16 protein-coding genes are annotated in these 20,642 nt (G+C 61.4%); 11 read left to right on the forward strand and 5 right to left on the reverse strand.

Annotated features, from left to right (window positions below):
- The first annotated feature begins 18 nt into the window (after positions 1-18).
- Genes LG306_RS03525 through LG306_RS03560 form a run of 8 tightly spaced genes read left to right on the forward strand, consistent with a single transcriptional unit; the run spans position 19 to position 9,106 of the window.
- Positions 19-1,209 carry a hypothetical protein gene (locus tag LG306_RS03525; RefSeq protein WP_404418251.1) on the forward strand — a complete coding sequence of 397 codons (1,191 nt, stop codon included), beginning with the start codon at positions 19-21 and terminating at the stop codon, positions 1,207-1,209.
- Positions 1,160-2,536, forward strand: coding sequence for a hypothetical protein (locus tag LG306_RS03530; protein WP_404418253.1), 1,377 nt, complete (start codon positions 1,160-1,162; stop codon positions 2,534-2,536). Before LG306_RS03525 ends, LG306_RS03530 begins: the two co-directional genes overlap by 50 nt.
- A gap of 8 nt (positions 2,537-2,544) precedes the next feature.
- A complete protein-coding gene (locus LG306_RS03535) occupies positions 2,545-3,840 on the forward strand; it encodes a glycosyltransferase (protein ID WP_404418255.1) in 1,296 nt (431 codons plus the stop codon).
- Positions 3,837-4,742, forward strand: a complete 906-nt coding sequence (locus LG306_RS03540; protein WP_404418257.1) for an FkbM family methyltransferase — start codon at positions 3,837-3,839, stop codon at positions 4,740-4,742. Before LG306_RS03535 ends, LG306_RS03540 begins: the two co-directional genes overlap by 4 nt.
- 27 nt (positions 4,743-4,769) lie before the next feature.
- Positions 4,770-6,422 (forward strand): tetratricopeptide repeat protein, encoded by a 1,653-nt coding sequence (locus LG306_RS03545; RefSeq protein WP_404418259.1) that lies wholly within the window; start codon positions 4,770-4,772, stop codon positions 6,420-6,422.
- Positions 6,419-7,201, forward strand: coding sequence for an ABC transporter permease (locus LG306_RS03550; protein WP_404418261.1), 783 nt, complete (start codon positions 6,419-6,421; stop codon positions 7,199-7,201). Before LG306_RS03545 ends, LG306_RS03550 begins: the two co-directional genes overlap by 4 nt.
- Before the next feature lie 28 nt (positions 7,202-7,229).
- Positions 7,230-8,399: a Wzz/FepE/Etk N-terminal domain-containing protein gene (locus LG306_RS03555; protein ID WP_404418263.1), complete on the forward strand. Its 1,170-nt coding sequence runs from the start codon at positions 7,230-7,232 to the stop codon at positions 8,397-8,399.
- Positions 8,396-9,106, forward strand: coding sequence for an ABC transporter ATP-binding protein (locus LG306_RS03560; RefSeq protein ID WP_404418265.1), 711 nt, complete (start codon positions 8,396-8,398; stop codon positions 9,104-9,106). Before LG306_RS03555 ends, LG306_RS03560 begins: the two co-directional genes overlap by 4 nt.
- Here LG306_RS03560 and LG306_RS03565 read toward each other — a convergent pair.
- The 4 genes from LG306_RS03565 to LG306_RS03580 all read right to left on the reverse strand — a co-directional run bounded on the left by LG306_RS03565 (position 9,082) and on the right by LG306_RS03580 (position 16,578).
- Entirely contained in the window at positions 9,082-9,921 is an 840-nt protein-coding gene (locus LG306_RS03565; protein WP_404418267.1) for a hypothetical protein, read from the reverse strand. The two genes, LG306_RS03560 and LG306_RS03565, sit on opposite strands and share 25 nt — an antisense overlap.
- Positions 9,918-11,201, reverse strand: a complete 1,284-nt coding sequence (locus tag LG306_RS03570) for a glycosyltransferase family 4 protein (protein ID WP_404418269.1) — start codon at positions 11,199-11,201, stop codon at positions 9,918-9,920. The genes LG306_RS03565 and LG306_RS03570 overlap by 4 nt, the downstream gene beginning before the upstream one ends.
- Before the next feature lie 46 nt (positions 11,202-11,247).
- Positions 11,248-15,384 (reverse strand): M10 family metallopeptidase C-terminal domain-containing protein, encoded by a 4,137-nt coding sequence (locus LG306_RS03575; protein WP_404418271.1) that lies wholly within the window; start codon positions 15,382-15,384, stop codon positions 11,248-11,250.
- Positions 15,385-15,813: 429 nt separating this feature from the next.
- A complete protein-coding gene (locus LG306_RS03580) occupies positions 15,814-16,578 on the reverse strand; it encodes a methyltransferase domain-containing protein (RefSeq protein ID WP_404418273.1) in 765 nt (254 codons plus the stop codon).
- A 135-nt stretch (positions 16,579-16,713) separates the two neighbouring features.
- Here LG306_RS03580 and argB point away from each other — a divergent pair, with 135 nt between their 5' ends.
- From argB to dapD, 3 genes are read left to right on the forward strand one after another with little or no spacing between them, the layout of a single operon-like run.
- Complete coding sequence (gene argB, locus LG306_RS03585) at positions 16,714-17,643, forward strand: acetylglutamate kinase (RefSeq protein ID WP_045810017.1); 930 nt, start codon at positions 16,714-16,716, stop codon at positions 17,641-17,643.
- The gene (locus LG306_RS03590) at positions 17,640-18,314 is read left to right on the forward strand and encodes a pyrimidine 5'-nucleotidase (protein WP_404418275.1); all 675 of its coding nucleotides are present in this window, start codon (positions 17,640-17,642) and stop codon (positions 18,312-18,314) included. The genes argB and LG306_RS03590 overlap by 4 nt, the downstream gene beginning before the upstream one ends.
- Entirely contained in the window at positions 18,311-19,183 is an 873-nt protein-coding gene (gene dapD, locus LG306_RS03595) for a 2,3,4,5-tetrahydropyridine-2,6-dicarboxylate N-succinyltransferase (RefSeq protein WP_404418277.1), read from the forward strand. Before LG306_RS03590 ends, dapD begins: the two co-directional genes overlap by 4 nt.
- On the opposite strand, the gene LG306_RS03600 is transcribed toward dapD, so the two are convergent.
- Positions 19,184-20,521: a sensor histidine kinase gene (locus LG306_RS03600; RefSeq protein ID WP_404418279.1), complete on the reverse strand. Its 1,338-nt coding sequence runs from the start codon at positions 20,519-20,521 to the stop codon at positions 19,184-19,186.
- Between the last annotated feature and the right edge of the window lie 121 nt (positions 20,522-20,642).

The raw sequence follows: 20,642 nt of genomic DNA on the forward strand, positions 1-20,642 counted from the left end.
TTGTACGAGGTTCAACCCTTGAAAATCGCGATACTTCTTCCCGAGCGTCCTGATCTGGGGTGGCGTTGGCGCGCAAAGGAGTTGGCTCGATCTCTGCGCCAAACCGGCGCTCCTGACGGCAGCGAGATCACAGTCGCTATCGGATTGCCGCGCGAATCCGAGGCTGATTGGCGCAGGAAAGAAGCCGAAATGCTGACGGGCGATGACGGTATCGTCGTCCGCCATCTCGGTTGGGAGCGGGTCGAACCCGCAATGGCTGAACGGATGTTCCCGGATCTGAAGGCCAGTCTTGATGATATCCCCGACGTTGCGCTTCCCAGGGACTGGGGCTGGAACTTTGTTGATTGCGACGCGTGGATCATCTGCGCTGACGCAGCTCAAGGCGCCGTCGCTCCCCTGAAACCCGTTGCCTATTATGTCCGCGATCTGGCGCAGCGCTATGTGCCGACAGCGTTTGCTTCAGGACTCGATCATATTTTCTGGCGGCGGCAAGACCATGCCTTCCGTCTCTGGCGTCAGGCCGATTGCGTATTCTCTTCGCAAGCGGCGACGAACGACGACATCTCAGGCTATGCGGGGGTGCGCCGAGACCGCATCGTCCTGTCTCCTCAGTTGAAGCTAGACTTCCGTGATGCGTCCAAGCACTCATCCGGTGCTCCGATTGATCTATTGTGGGTGGCTGAGCCCTACGCTGGCCACGACCCAGCGGTCGCTTTGGAAGCCATTCGGATCTTGAGGTCGGAAGGCGAAGACGCCCAAATTACGGTCTGCGGCGAACAGGCCTATGGTTTCGATCCCGAAGATGGGCAACTGACCTTGTCTGCGACGCCGGCACGCGCCCGTCGCGCCGCCGAGTCGATCGCGTGCGAGACGGTGTCAGACGAGCGGGAGTTGGCTCGCGTCTTGTCGCGAGCGAAAATCGTCTGGTCCAGCGCCTTGGCGGATGGAGAACCGGAAGGCGTCTTGCGGGCGGCGCAGGTCGGCGTTCCTTTTGTCGGGCTGCGCTATCCGCAGGCAGAACGGCTTGTTGAAGCGTTGGGGGTGAAGGCGTTCTTCTACGATCATTCGGAAGCGGGCCTGATCGCTGACGCCCTAAAGCTGGCGCTGTCGAGCGAACACTCGGCTCCACGCTCGTCCTCGTCGCCGAAAGACGAAGCTGATGACTGGTCGTCTGTCGTCGAACGTCTCTGGAGGCGTTCCGGTGAGTGAAGGCAATCGGACTGAAATCGGCGTCTGGAGCGAGCTGCCTCCTGGCGCGCGCTGGGCCAATGAAGGCATTTCTCGAATCGTCGGTTTCCTGATCGAGGGCGGGGCGGAAACGGGCGATTACACGTTTCGCGTGCTTGTGCCGCGAGGCATGGCTGAAACGGTGCGAGACGACTTGCGCACACTGATTGCGAAGGAGGGCGTAGACTGGATCGTCGATGAACCCACTGCCGCTTTTGAGGCTAAGTGGATCAAGCAGAACGGGCCGATCTCCGGCAAGTCCGCCATCGCCGCGTCCATGGCGGCCTATGCCAATAGCCAGATCGATGTTGCGGGCTGGATCAACACCTTCCCCCATTTCACGGGGTCGCGTCTTCTGAATGGCCGCAAGGCTGTGCTGCTCCCGGATGCGATTCCCTACGACTTCCCGATCGGCTGGGACTACAACCACTATTGGGGCCCGCAAGGCGAGTGGGTTCAATGGAAGCAGATCGCCCGCGAAACGCTTTCGGACGGTCAGGCCGTCATCGCTCACTCGAAACACGTAGCGCGTCGTCACGGCGTGAAACTTTTGGGTTTGGATGAAAGCCTTATCCGGGTCGTGCCGCACGCACCTCCGGATTTGGCGCCCATTTTGCCGTTCATCAAGGATCGCAAGAAGACGCCTGAGACGTTGCGTCTGGCGGCCAATATTGTTCGCGACTACGCCGCTACCAAGGGGTTAGACTATCTGCGCGCCTTCCCGTTCGAGGAAACGCCCTTCGTCATGGTGGCGACTCAGGATCGCGTCACGAAGAATGTCGGTCGAGCGGCCGAGGTCGTGCGACGCCTGGTGCGTGATGAGCGCAAAAATCTGAAGCTGTTCACAACGGCGCCCCTGCATCACGGCGCCAACTGGACTCTTTTCCCCGGCTTGGTCGCGGGTCACCAGATGCAGCACGACATCGTCTCGATGCCTGACGTGCCGCGCGACGTCCATGCGGCGCTCTTCCATTGCGCTGCTCTCACCATACATCCGACCTTCTATGAAGGTATCGTCGGCACCCTGACCTTCTATGAGGCCGTCAGTGTCGGCACTCCATGCATCATGGGGGTGGGGCCGCACGTCAGAGAGTTGATGGAGACGGCCCCCGAGCTGGAGCCGCTGACCTTTGATCCTTACGACCTTTCCGCGATGCGTACGCTTGTTCTCGATGTCTTGAAGGACCCCGAGGCGGCGGTGGACCTTCAGCGGCCGGCGTATGAACGTCGACGTAAACGCGGTTGGGCCGCAGTCGCCCAAGCCTATGCGGACGCGGCCGCCGGCTTTGATGGGCCCGGCGCCGCATGAGCGCAACGTTGAAATCGGCCAAGAGCGTCTCGCGCATTCCGGTTGGCGTTTGGACGGAGTGGCCGGTCGGCGCACGTTGGGCCAATGAGGGTATGACGCGGCTTCTCGGTTTCATGATCGAGGGGGTGGCCAAGGGAAAGACCTACATCTTTCACATCGTCCTACCCGATGGCGTCCGCGCCGAGGCTCGTGAAGATCTGACCGCGCTGCAAGCCGTGGAGGGTGTGGACTATGTGCTGCATTCTCCTCCGCCAGAAATGAAGCTTGCCGCTGACGATTTCGAGGGCCAGGCCCGGTTCGCTAACGCCTCCGTCAAGGTCGACGGATGGATCGTGCTTTTCCCATATTTCCGTCACGCTCTGCTGCTGGATGCTCCGGTGGCCACCATCTTCCCCGACGGGATACCGGTCGCCTTCCCTGTCCCTGATGCAGGCGCCTGGGGCCCCAACGGGTATCACCTCAGGTGGCGCCAGCAGGTCCAGTCCTTGCTGGATGGCTCTGATCGGGTCGTCACCTTCTCGAACCACGTTGCGGACGATCAGGCCGGGCGGTTGTTCGGAGTGCCGAGAGACAAGATCCACGTCGTGCCGCACGCGCCGCCCAATCTTTCTCACTTGGCGCCCTACGCCAAGCATGGCGCGACGCAGGCCAGCCGCTCCGTGGCCGCCGACCTTTTGAGGTCGCATGCGCGCGAGCGTGGCTGGTCCCAGCTGGCGGACTTTCCTTTCGAGGAAGTCGACTATGTCGCTGTCTCGACGCAGGATCGTGTGACCAAAAACATCCGGCTCGTCGCGGAAGCCGTTCGGGCGCTCGTGCGAGAAGACCGGCTCGGCTTGAAGCTGTTCATGACCGCTCCGTTGCATTTCGGCGCGACTTGGACGCCTCTGCCTAATCAGCTCGAACACGACCAGATGGCGGGCGACGTCGTGTCCATGACTGACCTGCCTCGAGACGTTCACGCCGCCTTCTATCATTGCGCGGCGGTCGCGGTGCACCCGTCCATCTTTGAAGGCGGCCTAGGGCCGTTCCCGTTTTACGAGGCTGTGAGCGTGGAAACGCCCTGTCTCATGGCTGATGGCCCGCACTTGCGTGAACTCGTCGCTGACGAGCCTGAGTTGGCCCGGTTCGTTTTTGATCCGAATGACAGTCGCAAGCTGCGAAGTCTGATCATAGCGACGCTTCATGATCGCGACTCGGTGCTTACCCTTCAGAAAGCTTGTCTCAACCGTATCGCCACCTACGGATGGAGCCAGGTGGCGGCGGCCTATTCCGAGGCGGCAATTTTAGGGAAGGTTGCGACATGACGACGGACGGTTCTGCTTTGGACGCACGGCTTTTTTTGATTGAAAGCCGCATCGCCCAGTTGCAGGACATGGTCCTGGCTGGTCTTCAGAGGCAAGTCGTTCCGTTGGATGACGACTTTGTCGCAATCCGTCGCACGAATGGTTGGGCCGTCGCGGGGGCAGAAGAGTTCCGCTCTATTCTGCATTTGGCCGATGGGGTCAGCGGTCATGAACCCGGCGTTCAAACGCTTTTACAGCGGGCAGTGAAGGCGGGCGACCTGGTCGTCGATGTCGGAGCGCACATCGGCTTGATTGGGGTGGAGTTGGCCCGCCATGTCGGCGCTGAAGGTCATGTCGTTCTCGTTGAACCGAATCCGCGCTCGGCCGAGGCTGCGCGTCGAACCCTCGTTTCGAACGGGTTTGGTGACCGCATCAGTCTTCATGTCGTGGCGTGCGGCGCTCAAGCGGGGCGTTCCAGCTATTTCCTTGGCTCTAATAGCATGCTCGGCAGTTTGGCGGTGCAGGACGGAACTCAGTTTGGTGAGATCGAGGTCTGCGTTCTCGCTTTGGATGACATCGTGACTCCAGGGCAGGTCGTTTCCCTGATCAAGATCGATGCCGAAGGCTGGGAAAATGAGGTCGCAAAGGGCATGTCTCGTGTCTGTCGAGACTCTCCGGACTTGCTGGTCGTTGCAGAATTCGCCGCAAGTCATTTGGCGCGGACGGGTGTATCGCCGCAGGATTGGTTCGGCGATTTCTCGCGTCACGGCCTGTCGGAAGTTGCCTTGATCGACGACAACACAGGTGAGTTGTCAGACTGCGATGTCGTCTCATTGCTGGGAATGGAAACGGCGAACATTCTTCTCGCTAAGCCTGGAAGTTCTGCAAAAGCAGAGCTTTCCAAGGTGCGCGGTGAAGCGTAATAGCGTCGTCAGGTTTGCGGGATAAATATGGTCGACACAAAATCCGCCGCTGGCGCAACCCCTGTGGATACGATGCGTCGCGTGGCGGGTTCTCAGGCCGGGTTGTCCATAGCCTTGGGCCAGATGGACGATCGGCTAGCGCTCCTCGACACCCGTCTGCGCGCACTTGAAAACATGATGGCTGACGCGGAGACGCGCCATACCTCCTCTCAGCACCGTCTAACAGCCTTGTCGGAAAGCGTGGATGCGGCGCACGCCACGATGCAGGAGCGTTTGGACACGTTGGGTGGGCAGGCTGAAGCCAGACAACTCGCATCTCTTGAGCGTCTCGAATCCCTGTCTGCGACGGTCGACGCTGGTCAGACGAAAGCGGATGAGCAAGTTAAGACCTTATACAACAACTTTGATGCGATTCACGCGAAGACACATGAGCGCCTAGAAACCTTGAGCGCCGCTATCGCTGACAATGCTGACATGTCCCGAGAAGCTCTTGTGCGTCTTGCCAACAAGAGCGCGCAGGACACCGAGGCGCTGAGCAAAGCTGTCGAAACCTTGGGCGAACGTCAGGAAAAGACGTTCTCTGGCTTGATTGAAGCGCTGGATGCTGTCGCAGCCGAAATGGCTGAACTCGGCAAAGTTCGCAATGCGCTCCAAAACGAGCAGAGAAAAACTAGCGCGATCCAGCGAAGGCGTCTTGAGGACATCACTCGCATTCAGGCTCTGAGTGCTGAGCGCGACGCGCTTGAGATCGAGTTGCAGGCAGCGGCGACGCGCCATCGACGGGCGCTACGGAGCGCTTCGCCCGAAGCGAAGCCAGAACCGCCGGCGCTCGGCGCCCAAGCGCCGAAGTTCGCCGAGACCTCTGGGTCTGAAAGCGAAACATCGGCCCCGGTCGCCATCCCCAGCGTACCAGCAAGCTTGACGGACGGCGCTGCACTGTTGGCGGAAGCTCGTCGGGCGAAGTCCGCACGTGACTGGCAAGGCGCGCGTGACGCTTACGCCGCCTACCTCGCCGTGAAGCCCCGAAAAGCGTCCGCATGGAAGCAATACGGACACATGCTAAAAGAAAACGGTCAGTTCGAAGAAGCGAAGGTCGCCTATTTCCGGTCCCTCGCCCTTTCGCCATCTGACGTGGACACATGCCTGCATCTCGGACATCTGCTGAAAAATACCGGCGAACGCGATCTGGCTGCGGACATCTTCCGCGGGGCCTTGGCGATGGACCCCGACTTCGGCGCGGCCAAGGACGGTCTCGGGGATCTGGGCTTCGCCTTGCCTGAGCCAGGCCCAGTGCGCCCCAAATCGCAAAAGGCTGGTACGAAGCTGCAGCGCTGGCTTTATGGCAGGAGGTTGCGGTCTGCCCAAAAGGCGTTCTCCGCTAGACACTGGCGCTCTGCGGAGGGGCAGTATCGCGGCCTGCTTCAGGACCGGCCTTGGGATGCGCGCTTGATGATCCAGATCGGTCATGCGCTGAAGGAACAAGGCAAGGTCGACGAAGCTGCGCATATGTACCAAAGAGCGATCGATCAGGAACCACTGAACAGCGACGCCTATCTGCATCTCGGCCATGCGGCCAAGCTCGCCGGGAACATCGAAGGCGCCCATGTTCATTATCGCCGTGCGCTGCGTTACTGGCCCGAGAATCCTGACGCCTTGTTCGAGTTGCGAGATGCGTCTTGATCGCGACTGACAATTCGTTTGGGTCGCACATCCGCATCATCGGCGCCCTGATGATGCGTGAGACGGTCACGCGTTATGGCCGTCAGGGATTGGGGCTGTTGTGGTTGATTGGCGAGCCGTTGCTGTTCTGCTTCGGCGTCATCATCATGTGGTCGCTGATCAAGCCAGCTTACGAGCATGGCGTGCGGATCGCCCCATTTATCATGACCGGTTACATGTGCCTGCTTCTGCTTCGGCATTTGGTCGGTGCGAACATGAATGCGCTGCAGGCCAACGGCGGCCTGCTCTATCATCGCCCGGTCAAAGTGATGCACCTCTATCTTTCGCGGTGTGGCCTTGAGATCGCCGGCAATACGATGGCGTTCTTCGTCGTCTATCTGGCGATGCTGTCGATCCGCCAGGTGGATTTGCCTCATGACCTACTGCTCTTTTACTCTGGATGGTTTCTGCTCGCCTTCATGGGGTGCGGGATCAGTTTCGTCTTCGCCGGCTTGGCGCTGCGTTACGAGTTGTTCGAACGTGTTTCGCCGGTGCTTCAGTATGCGATGATCCCGCTTTCCGGCGTTTTCACCATGATGGCCTGGCTGCCCCAGCATTATAGAGACATCCTGCTGAAGGTGCCTATTCCACATACCGTGGAGATGGTTCGCGCCGGCATGTTCGGCGAGTTCACTCCCACCTATTATGACGCCGGATACGCCTTCGCCTGGGCGGTTGCTCTGAATTTTATCGGTCTGGTGCTTTTGGCGCGCGCCAAGCATCATCTGGAAATGGAATGAAGCGGCGCAACCGTTTCTGGAACTCGAAATGAACAAGCCAATTTTGACCTACCGTGGCGTCGGCGACTACGCCGAAAAGGCCGACACGACTCCCGCTTGGCAGCGACTGTTGAGAAAAGTTCCCTTGTCGTTTCTCATCGTGGTGGTCGCTCCCACGGTTCTGGTCGCAATCTACTATCTGTTGATCGCGTCTCCGCAGTACACCTCGGAAGCTCGCTTCGTCGTGCGATCCAAGTCGCAGGAGCAGCCATCCAGCCTGGGCGTCGCCCTGCAAGGTGTCGGGCTTTCGTCCAACCAGACGGACGCCTATGCGGTTCATGAGTATATACGCTCTCGCAACGCGCTGGAGGATCTTCGTGGCAAGCTGGATGTACGCGCCATCCTGGCACGTCCTGGCGTGGATGCCCTATCGCGTTACCCGCGCCCTTGGGATGGCCAGTCGTTCGACAGTCTTCACGACGGTCTGAAGCGGTTCGTGACAGTGGGATACGACTCGTCCACCGGCTTGAGCACCCTTCGCGTCAGAGCTTTCCGACCGCAAGACGCCCAGGCTTTGGCCGACGCGCTGCTCGATGGTGGTGAGCGCCTTGTCAATCAGCTCAACACGCGCGCCGATGAAGGCGCTGTGCGGGACGCCCGTCGTGACGTCGCCGAGGCGGAAGCCCGACTGACGGCCGCGCAAGTGCGTCTGACGACTTTCAGAAACCGAGAAGGCCTGCTGGATCCGGCCAAGGCGGCGGTTGAAAATATGGAGTTGATCGGCAATCTGCGTGGCACAGTGGCAAACCTTCGCGCGGAACGGTCCCAACTGTCTTCTGAAGCACCGCAAAGTCCACAACTTGCCGCGCTCGACAGCCGGATCGCCGCCTTTGAGCGCCAGATCGCTGCCGAGCAGGCCAAGATGGCGGGGGCGGCTGACTCGTTGGCGCCCAAGCTCGAAACATACGAAGCCCTCGCATTGGATCGGGAATATGCGGACAAGGCGCTGGGTTCCGCCAGGGCGATGCTGGATCGCTCGGAGTCGGAGGCCCGTAGCCAGCGTCTTTATCTGGAACGTGTCGTACGCCCCAATCTGCCAACCGATGCGTCGCAGCCCAAGCGACTGCTTGCTATATTGACCGTGTTCGCCAGTCTTCTGATCCTTTACGGCACGGCTTACCTTGTCGTCGCCGGTCTCAGAGAACACAATCAGGGATGACATCCGTTGCGCTTGAAGACGCGACCTCAGCGCCTCTGCCGACGGCGCTTGACGTGCGCGGATTAGGAAAGGCTTTTCCCGCTAGTCACGGCGCTGGAGAGCGCTGGCTGTTCCGCAACCTGGACTTTTCTCTTGTGCAGGGCGACCGCTTGGCGATCTTGGGTCGCAACGGCCAAGGCAAATCGACCTTCATCAAGATCCTAGGCGGGGTATTGCCTATGTCCGAAGGCGAGTTGACCTGGAAGGTTCGGCCGTCTTGGCCCATCGGGTTTGGTGGCGGTTTTCAGGGCAGCCTCAGCGGGTTGGACAACATCCGATTCCTTTCGCGTGTTTACGCCAGTGAATACGAGGCGGTGCTCGAACGGGTCGAGAACTTTGCCGAGTTAGGCTTGGCTTTGAAGCAACCGGTGAAACACTATTCGTCGGGTATGCGCGCGCGTCTGGCTTTCGGACTGTCCCTCGCGATCGACTTCGACTGTTATCTAATCGACGAACTCATTGCGGTTGGAGACGCGCGTTTCGCCGCGAAATGCGCGGATGAGCTATTCACGCGCCGCGCGGACAGGTCCTTCATAATGGCGTCCCACGATATGAACTCCGTCGCCGGCGTCTGTTCCAGCGCCCTCATAATCGAAAGCGGGCAGGTGAAGTTCTTCGATGACGTCGCTGAGGCCATAGATGTCTACAGCTGGTTGAGAGCTGCCTGAGGCTGTTCGGTCGGCGCTCGGCCAATCAAGACGGAAATCACTCGCAGACAGCCAGCAAACACAGCATGTGCTGCGGACACGCGCAACTCAGCGATCTTCGCGACGTCCCAATCCCTGTCCAGGACAATGTCGTATCGACCCGCACGGCCTAGCGATACTTCGTGGCGTTCATGCCCATCCAGATCGCCCCACTCGAATGCAAGGCTCTGAGCCGAAGCGGCTCGGTCGACCTCGAAGCCGATGGACAAACGCCATTTGCCAGGAGGCAGGGTAATGTGAGGGCCCCAGACCAGGACCTCCGGTCTTCCCGTCAGGTCGAAGGTCGCAAGGGGCGCGCCAGGGACCAAGCGTCGATCATTCATCCTGAGCAGCGCGACGTCGATCGGCGTCGCCGGCGCGTCTGCCCGAAACACGGCCAGGGACTGAAGCGGGCCATGTGTCGGGCTGATCGGCGCCTGACTGTCGCGAATGAGAGCGGCTTCTGCAATCCTGACGGACGCAACATCGGCGCCCTCTCCGAACACCTTGCAGTTGCCGCCTCTCTCGGCGCACTGAGAGAATAGCCTCGACAGGTCGCGTGCCTGATCTGCGCGAAACTCAGGCCGGGTATTCGGCGCTTCGGTGAGCACCACAAGCCAGTCGTCGACGCCCATCATCAAAGCCTCATCGACAGACATGCTGATCTGAACGATCGGATCGGCTGACTGTTGCTGAAAGGCGCGCGCTTTCGAGAGCCAAGCGTCGCTGTCGGCGCCTGGCGTGACAAGGATGCCGACGGAGGACGCCGGCTCAAGCCGAGTTTCGATAGCCGTCATGAAATTCCAAGCGTGCGGTAGGCCAGTTTCAAACGGTCTTTATAGGCGTCTACAGAGAAGGCGTCTGCGCGTCGTCGTCCTGCAGCCTCTAGGGCGAGGCGTTTGTCCTGGTCGCTATCCAGCGCGACGATGGCGGCGCGGATCGCCTCGATGCTGCGGGGGTCAACAGTCACCGCTGCGTCGCCTGCGATTTCTGCCGCAGCAGAGACGTTTGATGTGATGACGGCGGTTCCAGCCATCATCGATTCCAGGATCGGCAGGCCAAATCCCTCGTACAGAGAGGGAAACAGCGTCGCCTTCGCGCCACGGATCAGATTCTGCAGAAGGGCGACGGGCAGGTACTCGATGCGTCTCACGCCGCTGGTGCTTTCCGAAGCGTGATTGAGCAGGGCGAGATCTTCTTGCGCTAGCCAGTCACGTCCCGCCACGACGACGAGGGGCGTGGACACGCGACTATCCAGATAGGCCTGGATCAGACGCGATACGTTCTTCTTGGGCTCGATGGCGCCAAAGAATAAGAAATACCCTTTGAGTTCCAAGCCATGAAGCGTCGCCAATTCATTCGCGAGATCGTCTGTCGATTTCTGTTCACCCCTCGGCGTAGCAACGGCCTGGTAGGTGGTGATCACCTTGCGCTCGTCAGCACCGAGCATGGCGATCAGATCTTGACGAGTTGTCTCCGACACGGCCAGCAACAGATCGGCCCTGCGCACAACCGACGTCATCAACTCATGATACCGCCTTTTGTCGTCCAAGGTCGTGTGCGGCAACTTCAGCGGTATCAGATCGTGAACCGTGTACACATTGGCAGCCCGAAGGGCATGGATCGGCAATGGCGTCGTCCAATGCATGATGTCAGGCGAACCGTATCCGTCTAAGGACTTCTGGAAGATCAGGGGGGTGAAAGTTCCATAGACATTGTGTGCGCGGTTAGCGGTGGCGAAGAGGTCATGCGCCGCCCAATGTCTACTAATGGGCAAGGCATCGTCGCGGCTGACAATCATACCGCTCTGTTCAACCAGGCGAGCGGAGCGGCCGAAGCGCGACAGGATTGTCGAAACAGCCCTGGCGGCGCTGGCTTTTCGGCTCGAACGGCGTGCATCCGTCAGCGTGATTTCGTTGAGCAGCGGGCTGGCGGTGGACGGAGCCGTCGGCCCATGCAGGAGTTCGACATCTGTGCCAAGGCCCGCGAGGGCCTCAGCCAGATTTCGTCCATAAGTGGCGATGCCCGAGCCTTTCGCTAACGAAAGGTTCCAACCGTCGATACAGGCCCGAGCCATGCAATCTCTCTGCTTCGCCGCCGCGAACTGCGACGGGAAACGGCCTTTACATCATCCAGTCATGATCAGCGACAGGCATCCACACACGATGTGACAACGCAGGCGACGGATCGAGCTCGATCGGCGAGACCATCCACTCCACAGGCAACGTGAACATGTCATGGCTCTTGACCGCGTCGAAGTCGGTCGATCCCGGCAAGGTCTGTGCGTCCTCGTTCAAAATCATCTTGCTTGACATCGAAGAGGCCGGATCGATCCGCATGATGTCGCTGGCTTTCAGAGAGGCTCCAGCCTGAAGGGTGGCGATTAGAGCCGCACCTCCTGCGCCCGCGCCGTCCGGATCCCAGAGCACACGTCCTGTGGCCGCATCCCAAAGGATCTGGGGCCCGTTTCCGGTCGCCGTCAGGCCGTTCACGAACCAGTCGTTGCCCGTCAGGCCAAACCCACGGAACTCCAGCAGGTCTTCGCCCGATTGGAAGTCGGTGATGACATCGCCGCCTTCTGCGGCAGCGAAATAGACGAAGGCGTCACGACCCCCTCCGCCGGTGAGCAAATCGGCGCCTAGGCCGCCGGCGATCCGGTCTGATCCCGCTCCGGCGTCGATGACGTCGTCACCGCCGCGTCCCTCGATTACGTCGTCGCCGTCGCGGGCCAGGATAAAGTCTCGGCTCTGGGTGCCTAGCACATAGTCGGCGCTGTTTGAGGACACGACGCGCTCGATGGAAACATAGGTGTCACCGGCGGCTTCGCCTGTGTTTCTCCCAGAACTGATCAGGTCGATCAGCAGCGTTCCGCCGGTCACACCCTGATCGTACCAGACCGTATCCACGCCATCGTCGCCGTCGAAGGTGTCGGCGCCGCCACGCCCGAGGAAGATGTCGTCGCCGCCACGGCCCAGCATATAGTCGGCGTTGTCCGTACCGCGGATGATGTCGACATCATTGGATCCGACGACGCGCTCGATGGAGACGTAGCGGTCTCCGGTCGCCCCGCCGCCGTTTTGAGTCAGGCCGGCCAGATCGACCGTCGCGGCCGTATCGTACCAGACGGTATCTATGCCTATGTCGCCATCGAACCAGTCGCCTCCACCGCGACCCTGGAAGATGTCGTGACCGGCTCTACCGAGGAAGTACTCCGTGGCGGCGGTTCCTCTCATGATGTCATTGCCCACTTCGGAGCCGTATATGCGCTCAATCGATTGATAATGGTCGCCAGCGGCCGCGCCGCTGTTTGTGGTTGAGTCCAGCAAATCGACCGTCGCCTGGGTGTTGTACCAGACAGTGTCGATTCCTTCGCCGCCGTCGAACCAGTCGCCGCCGCCGCGGCCTTCGAAGATGTCATTGCCGTCACGTCCAACGAAGTAGTCGGTGTTGCCGGTGCCACGCATGACATCGTCGGCGTTGGACCCCACAACCCGTTCAATCGATGTGTAGCGATCCCCTGCCGCAGCGCCGCTGTTTGTCGATGACAACACGAGATCAACGACAGCTTGCTGATCGTACCAGACGGTGTCTACGCCCGCGCCGCCGTCGAACAGATCACCGCCGCCACGGCCCAGGAAGACGTCGTTGCCTTCGCGTCCGACGAAATAATCAGTGCCGGCGGTGCCGCGAATGATGTCGTCGCCCGTCGAGCCAACGACCCGTTCGATGGAATTGTAGGTGTCTCCTACCGCTTCGCCCGTGTTCTGCGACGTGTTCAGAAGATCGACGACCAGAACTCCGCCGGCGGTGTTTTCGTACCAGGCTGTATCGACGCCGTTGCCGCCGTTGAGTTGATCGGCTCCCGCGCCCCCAAACAGGATGTCATTACCGTCCAAGCCGTTCAGCACGTCATTTCCGCCCAGGCCGGACAGGATATCGTCCGACGCGGAGCCCGTGAGCGTGTCGGCGGCCGCCGTGCCAGACAAGTTAACGCCCGGGTCGTTCAGCGAAATCGTCATGTCGTCGAACTGCAATCGCTCGACGTTGGTCACGCGATCCTCGCCGTCCGGCCCCGTTACCGTTGTGACGCCGTTGGTCGTGGAGATCGTGTATGTCGAGCGCGCGCCGACATAGACGGCGGTATCCACGCCTGCTCCACCGTCAAGCGTATCGTTTCCGCCACCGCCATACAGACGATCGTCTCCATTGCCCCCCAAGAGGGTGTCGTTTGCGGAGTTGCCGTTCAGAATGTCCGCGCCCTCGCCGCCATCGAGCACGCTTCCGGTCGCGACGCCGCTGGCATAGCTGTGGCTGCTGACGGAGACGTGCATCGTGTATTGATTACCGGATGGCGGGCTGGACGTCGCGAAACCACCCACGCCTGTCCCATTCGCAAACTGTCCGACCTGGATATAGTAGATGCCAGCCGTCTGTACGGTGATGTTGATGTATGAATCTTGGGACGAGCCCTCGGAATTCGAGGCCGGCGTGTCATCGTTCTGGGCGATCTCGGTTCCGTTGGTGTCGAAGATGCGCACCGTCGAGTCAAACGACGCGTTGTCGATGTCGACACGCAGGATTGCTCCGGCGGCCAAAGTCACACTGTAATATTCCAGTCCGCCATGGGTCTGAGCCAGAACCGTCGCGTGCGGCATGACGTTGTCGGGCACGCCCTCGCGTGTGACGAGATCGAAGCCGTCGTCCAGATTGACCGCAGACCCCGTGCCGGAGTTGGCGACTGAACGGGCCTTGAAGATGTCGGAGGCGTCGCTCACGCCGCCGCCGCCGGCGAACAGCTGATCGTCGCCATCGCCGCCGTAAAGGCGGTCCGCGCCGCCCCCACCACGGATGATGTTCGCCCCGGCGTCGCCGCGAATGATGTCGTTCGCCGTCGTGCCGTTCACCTGTTCCACGCCAGACAGCCGATCGGTATCAAACCCGCTGGTGACGACGCCGGTCGCGAGGTTTGCGTTCAAGCCCGACGAGGTCGTCGTGTAATCCGCGACGTCCCAGCCCGCACCGCCGATCAGGGTGTCGTCGCCCGTGCCGCCGATCAGCGTGTCGTCGCCATCCCCGCCGTCCAGCGTGTCGTTGCCGGATCCGCCGTTCAGATAGTCGGCGCCGCCGAAGCCGTTCAACACGTCGTTGCCGCCCGCGCCGCCCAGGCTGTCCGCGAAGTTCGTGCCGTCGATCCGGTTGTCGGTCACGTCACCGGTGACGGTCAGCGGACCATTGGGTGTCAGGGTGACGGTCTGATCCGAAAATCTCAGGAACTCGACATTGCGGACGGTGGACGTCCAGCCATTGCCGGTGATCGTGCCGACCTGACCGTCCCAGTTAATTTGATAGGTGTTGCGGGCGCCCGAGAACACGACGGTGTCCGTCCCCAGTCCGCCGTCGATGGTGTCAGACCCGCCGTTCCCGGTGATGACGTTGTCGACCGCATTGCCGTATATCGTGTCGGCGCCCGTGCCGCCTATCGCGTTTTCGATCACCGCGCCCAAGGCTATCGAGACGTTGCCTGTCAGGCCGACAACACTCGAAAAGTGCCCTTGTCGAAGATCGATGGTCTGGGGTCCGGCATAGCCGGAGAAATCAAGCGTATCGACGCCGCCTGCGTCCCATACGGCGAAGATCATTCGATCCTGACTGCCGGGCCCATACCAGGCCGCGCCGGTGTTGGAGTTGAAGCCGTAGACTGTATCGCCGGTGCGGGTCGCCATGTTGGCGCCGTAGAGGCGCTGAATTGCGGAGATGTCGTCTAGAAGAGGTGCGGACGAATAACTACCAAGGAACGATGCTCCGGTGTTTGTCTCCGAGAAATAACTCATTAGCGTATATTGGCGCGAATCTTCGAAGTAAGTCGCGTCGTTGCTGTAGGTGATAGAAACGCCTTCGCTTGCATTGTAATCCGCCGGATGGCGAAGACCCAGCGCGTGGCCGATTTCGTGGGTTAGAACCTGCTGGCCATATCCCAGCATCAAGGGCGCAGCATTATAGCTTAGCGTCGAGTTGACCCAGACATCGCCGGAGTTTGACGTCGATGAGACCGTGCCGGGTCCGTAGGCGAAAGCGGCGGCGCCATTCTGTCCGCTGGAATAATTCCCAAACAGGATTGAGGCGTTGTTGGAGTAACCAGATCCGTCATCGACTTGTTGGAACACGATATTGGCGACATCCGACCACGATCGCAGCGCCAACAGCGTCGCGGCGATCTGCACGGCGGTGAACTGGCTGAATCCCGCCGTGTCGCTTGGCATTGTAGTCGCGCTGGCTCTGAAAGCGAACGTTACGGTCGCCGCAGTGCCGAGTGGCTGGCCGCCAGAAATCCACGACTGATTGCCGCGCGTAATCTGAAGTCCCGCGTCCGTTGTTGAAAGCGACGGCTTGCCGTTCGGGCCTGATCCGCCGCGACTGTCGATATTGACGATCGCGCCCTGATGCCCGTCACTGACGCTGTCGGACACCAAACGGCCGCAGCATCCGCAGACAGCAAAGGCCGAAACGCCGCCGCCCGCTGATGACGCAAACGGCCAGCCTGACTGTCCGTCGAGGTTTGAGGACGTGATGTTGAAAACGCGGCTGGTCAGGGTGGCAGGCATCATCTGGCATCCTATCGTGGTTTGGAGCACCACCCTACCTTGCCCGCGCGGGTTGGCAAGCTCAGCCGCAGCTAAGAGATCAGCGCGCTAAACGGCTTCGAATACGGTATTGATGTATTCGCGATCTCGCTCCTTCGCGAGAATACGGAATCCGGCCCGCTCGGCGACGATGTCGATGCTGTTTTCAAGATAAAAGACGGTGTGAAAGCGGGTGTCGAGATAACGTTCCTCATAGCAAGGTGACGAATGGGACATCCGCGCACCAGGCTGCAGCAGCGCTCTCATCTTCCTGAATTCATCCACGGGATGGATGAAATGTTCTATGGTGTTGTTCGAATAGATGCCTGAAAGGCCCGACGCGACGTGGCCTAGATCGTTGAGAATGAACTCGGAGGAGCCGCCAGGGGTTGGCTCGTAACCCCAGACGTTCCAGCCCTCCGATCGAAGTTGCGCCAGCGATGATGACCACCAGCCGCAGCCCCAATCCAGGTACACGTCGCCGCGAACAGGCTCGATTGCATAGAAAGTCCGGGCCGTATCCTCGACGGTGTCGCCTTCCTGATAGGAAGCGTAGAGGATTTCGTATTCGGAGGAGAGTTCTGCCTCGCTCATGACCAGCATCTTCTCCGGTCCGAACAGAGCGCCACATGTGCGGCAGTGATGACGAACGAGCTCTCCTCCTCCGAACCGGCAGACTGTGCGCGATGTGCGCATCCTGTCAGTGCTGTCGGCGGTGTCGCAGACAATACAACGCAGAACTCGGGTTCCAAGGCTGCGATAGTATATGTCGAGTGCGGCGTGTTTGCTGGCCACGACGTAGCGTTCGAGTATGGCGAGGCGATCGCTGCTCATCAAAATACCTCATACTAACTGCGTTCTCGCGCTCAGGAAGTGCGGCAGTCGGCCACAACTCCCAATGCCGATCCTGGCTCAGTATCACGCTTCCTGCGTGACACCACTCGTAACGCCCGCTATCTCGCGCGCTTGATGAACGAAACAGAACGCCAGTCGGAAGAACGCAGTTGGGAGACGGCGAAGACGCTCGCCGAGGCCTTGCCGTATATTCAGGTCTATGACCGCGAGACCGTGGTCATCAAATACGGCGGTCATGCCATGGGCGAGAGCGCTGTGGCGCGGCAGTTCGCGGCCGATGTGGTGCTGCTGAAGCTGATGGGCGTGAACCCGGTGGTGGTGCATGGCGGCGGGCCGCAGATCAGCGCCATGCTGGACAAGGCGGGGGTGAAGTCCAGCTTCGTCGACGGGCTGCGGGTCACCGATCCGGCGACGATGGAGGTCGCCGAGATGGTGCTGTCGGGCGCGGTGAACAAGGAGATTGCTCACTGGATCACCATGGCCGGCAAGGAGGCGGACGTGCGCGGCGTCGGTCTGTCGGGCAAGGACGCCGGTCTGCTGACGGTCGAGAAGACGCGCCGGACTAAGCGCGACCCTGACAGCATGATCGAGCACGAGGTCGACCTGGGCTACGTCGGCGAGCCGACCAAGGTGGACCCCAAGCTGATCGCCGGCCTGATCGCGTCCGAGACCGAGGACTGGGTCCCGGTCATCGCCCCGATCGGCGTGGCTGAGGATGGCCAGACCTACAACGTCAATGCCGACACGGTGGCGGGCGCGGTCGCGGGTTCGCTGAACGCCAAGCGGATGCTGCTGCTGACCGACGTGCCGGGGGTCAAGGGCGCCGACGGCGACATCATCCGCCAGATGACGCTGGAAGAGGCGCAAAACCTGATCGACACCGGCGTCGCCACCGGCGGCATGATCCCCAAGCTGGAGACCGCCATGGCCGCCGTTCGCGCGGGCGTTGAGGCGGTGGTGATTCTGGACGGGCGTCGGCCGCACGCCATGCTGGTCGAGTTGTTCACCGAGTTCGGCGCCGGCACCCTGGTGAAGGCGTCTTGATCGACCCCCATTCCACATCCCTTGGGCATGTGCGCGCCTGGGTGTTCGACATGGACGACACCCTGTATCCACGCGAGCAGGGTCTGATGCGGCTGGTCCAGGCGCGCATCAACGCCTTTGTGGTCGAGGCCGTCGGGCTGGAGCCCGAGGCTGCAGCCGCGATGCAGCGCCAGTTTCTGGACGAGCACGGCACGACCTTAGCCGGACTGATGGCCAACTATGCGGTCGATACCGAACGATTCCTGCGCGAGGTGCACGACGTGCCGCTGGATGGGGTCGAACCCAATCCGCGTCTGGCGGAACGGCTGAAGGCGCTGCCCGGTCGTTGCTATGTCTTCACCAACGGCGCGCGTGAATACGCCCACCGTGTGCTGGACCGGATCGGCGTCGCCGACTGTTTCGAAGGCGTCTTCGCCATCGAGGATGGGGATCTGACGCCCAAGCCCAATCCCGCGACCTTCCGACGGATGCTGGAGCAGTTCGGCATCGATCCGCACCAATCCGCCTTCTTCGAGGACACGCCCAAGAACCTGGAGCCGGCCAAGGCGCTAGGCATGGCGACAGTCTTGATCGGCGATGGTCACGGCAAGCCGATCGGGCCGCATATCGACCATGTGGCCCCAGACCTTTTCGACTTCCTCTCCGACCTGACCTTCAAGGACGCCGCATGACCGACCTGTCGCATCTCGAATCCGTCGTCGAGGCCGCCTGGGAACAGCGCGCCGAGGTGTCCGCCGCCACGCATGGCGAGGTGCGAGACGCCGTTGAAACCGCCTTGGGCCTGCTGGATTCCGGCCAGGCGCGCGTCGCCTCGCGCGGCGAGGACGGCGTCTGGACCACGCATCAGTGGCTGAAGAAGGCGGTGCTGCTGTCCTTCCGCCTGAATGACAATCGGCTCATGCGCGCGGGCGGCGACCGTTCGGCCGTCAGCCCCGGCGCGGGCGCCAACCCTGGCGTCGGCCCCTTCTGGGACAAGGTGCCCAACAAGTTCGGCGACTGGACCGCGGCGGAGTATCAGTCGGCGGGCTTCCGCTCCGTGCCCGGCGCCCTTGTTCGTCATGGCGCCTACATTGCGAAGAACGTGGTGCTGATGCCGTCGTTCGTGAACATCGGCGCCTTTGTCGACGAGGGTTCGATGGTCGATGCCTGGGCCACGGTCGGCTCCTGCGCCCAGATCGGCAAGAATGTGCACCTGTCGGGCGGCGCGGGCATCGGCGGCGTGCTGGAGCCGCTGCAGGCCAATCCGACCATCATCGAGGACGGCTGCTTCATCGGCGCCCGCGCCGAGGTCGCCGAGGGCGTGATCGTGCGCGAGGGCGCGGTCCTGGCCATGGGCGTCTATCTGTCGGGCTCGACTAAGATCGTGGACCGGGCGACCGGCGAAGTGTTCCGGGGCGAGGTGCCGGCCTATTCGGTGGTCGTGCCGGGGTCGCTGCCGGATCCCAATGGCGGGCCTTCGCTGTATTGCGCCGTCATCGTCAAGCGTGTGGACGCGCAGACGCGGGCCAAGACCGGCGTCAACGAGTTGCTGCGCGACTGATCAGGCGGCGGCGCGGACAGGCTGTGTCGCAGGCGTGTCGAACGTCGCGTGAAGCGTGAAGGTCGATCCCTTGCCGGGGGTCGACGTCACCGTGATCTCGCCGTCCATCAGGGCGGCCAGACGCTGGCAGATGCTGAGCCCCAGGCCGGTGCCGCCGAACTTGCGGGTGGACGACCCGTCCACCTGAGAGAAGGGCTGGAACAGGCGCGTCAGATCGTCGGCGGCGATGCCGATGCCGGAATCGACCACACCAAGTCGTAAGGTCGTGCGGCCGTCGCCTGCCGGCTCGCTGTCGATAATCAGGCGAACCTCCCCATGGGGCGTGAACTTGATGGCGTTGGCCAGCAGGTTATGCGTCACCTGGGCCAGGCGCAGCGGGTCCATTCTGAGAAGCGGCGGCAGCGGGCCGCGGATGTCGGTCGTGAAGGTCAGTCCGCGCGCCTCGGCCTGCGCCTTGAACGGGCCCGTCAGCCGAGCGGCGAGAGTCTCGGCTTCGACATCGACGAAGTCCAACTCCATCTTGCCGGACTCGATCTTGGTGATGTCGAGGATGTCGTTCAGCAGCACCATGAGCCCTTCGCCGGAGTCGCGGATGACCCCCACGAACTCCTTCTGGCGGTCGCTGAGCTCGGACATTTGCAACAGTTGCGCAGCCCCCAGAACCCCGTTCATCGGCGTGCGGAGCTCATGAGAGATGACGCCCAGGAAGTTGGACTTGGCCGCGCTGGCGGCGGTCGCGCTGTCGCGGGCGATTTCGAGTTCGGCGATCAGCTCGGCCTGGCGCCGGTTTACGGTCTCCAGATCGCTATCCTTCATCTGGGTGATCGCCACCTTGATCACCAAGGCCAGCGCCAGGACCGGGACCATGCTGAGCACTACCCAAAAGCCGGGCGTGCCCCACAGTTTGGCCAGTAGCAGGACCACAACCACCGAATAGGGCGCCGATGCGATCAGAGCCTCACGGGGGGCGGCGCGCATCTGGGTGAAGACCAACACATAACCGGCCATGAGAAGAGCCACGCCCAGCGGCACGCCATAGGCGCCACCGTAGAGGAAGGCGAGCAGCGGCGCCGCAGACCAGGCGATGCAGGAAATAGTGGCGGCCGCCAGCTTGATCCGGCCGTGCAGTCGCTCATCCCGGATCACCAGAACACGTTCGGCGAACGTCCGCAGCAGTCCCGACGCGGTCGCGGCTGCAAACCACAACGCTGCGGTCGCCAAATCGGTGGCGGTAAATAAGGCAACCGCCCAACTGGCGATGATCAGATACCGCATATGACCGTCGGCAATCAGATGTTGCAGAAGGGAACGGCCAGGATGGGTCTTGAACGTCGTCATCTTCGGATCTCGTCGAGCAATGACCCAAGGTGGCGCGTCTTCACCTAAGATACGATGAACGCTCAGCTTTGAGCTCGTCGTGGCCGAGACCGCGCATTGGCGACATTCTACGGCGGATGAG

Origin of the sequence: Brevundimonas vesicularis (assembly GCF_044807075.1) — a bacterium.
Taxonomy (GTDB): Bacteria; Pseudomonadota; Alphaproteobacteria; order Caulobacterales; family Caulobacteraceae; genus Brevundimonas; species Brevundimonas vesicularis_G.

Excerpts from the sequence above, each read along its gene's own strand:
- dapD (WP_404418277.1), top strand. The coding sequence starts at position 18,311 with ATGACCGACCTGTCGCATCTCGAATCCGTCGTCGAGGCCGCCTGGGAA.
- LG306_RS03580 (WP_404418273.1), bottom strand. The coding sequence starts at position 16,578 with ATGAGCAGCGATCGCCTCGCCATACTCGAACGCTACGTCGTGGCCAGC.
- LG306_RS03530 (WP_404418253.1), top strand. The coding sequence starts at position 1,160 with ATGACTGGTCGTCTGTCGTCGAACGTCTCTGGAGGCGTTCCGGTGAGT.
- LG306_RS03575 (WP_404418271.1), bottom strand. The coding sequence starts at position 15,384 with ATGCCAAGCGACACGGCGGGATTCAGCCAGTTCACCGCCGTGCAGATC.
- LG306_RS03555 (WP_404418263.1), top strand. The coding sequence starts at position 7,230 with ATGAACAAGCCAATTTTGACCTACCGTGGCGTCGGCGACTACGCCGAA.
- LG306_RS03570 (WP_404418269.1), bottom strand. The coding sequence starts at position 11,201 with ATGGCTCGGGCCTGTATCGACGGTTGGAACCTTTCGTTAGCGAAAGGC.
- argB (WP_045810017.1), top strand. The coding sequence starts at position 16,714 with ATGAACGAAACAGAACGCCAGTCGGAAGAACGCAGTTGGGAGACGGCG.
- LG306_RS03540 (WP_404418257.1), top strand. The coding sequence starts at position 3,837 with ATGACGACGGACGGTTCTGCTTTGGACGCACGGCTTTTTTTGATTGAA.
- LG306_RS03600 (WP_404418279.1), bottom strand. The coding sequence starts at position 20,521 with ATGACGACGTTCAAGACCCATCCTGGCCGTTCCCTTCTGCAACATCTG.
- LG306_RS03545 (WP_404418259.1), top strand. The coding sequence starts at position 4,770 with ATGGTCGACACAAAATCCGCCGCTGGCGCAACCCCTGTGGATACGATG.
- LG306_RS03560 (WP_404418265.1), top strand. The coding sequence starts at position 8,396 with ATGACATCCGTTGCGCTTGAAGACGCGACCTCAGCGCCTCTGCCGACG.
- LG306_RS03565 (WP_404418267.1), bottom strand. The coding sequence starts at position 9,921 with ATGACGGCTATCGAAACTCGGCTTGAGCCGGCGTCCTCCGTCGGCATC.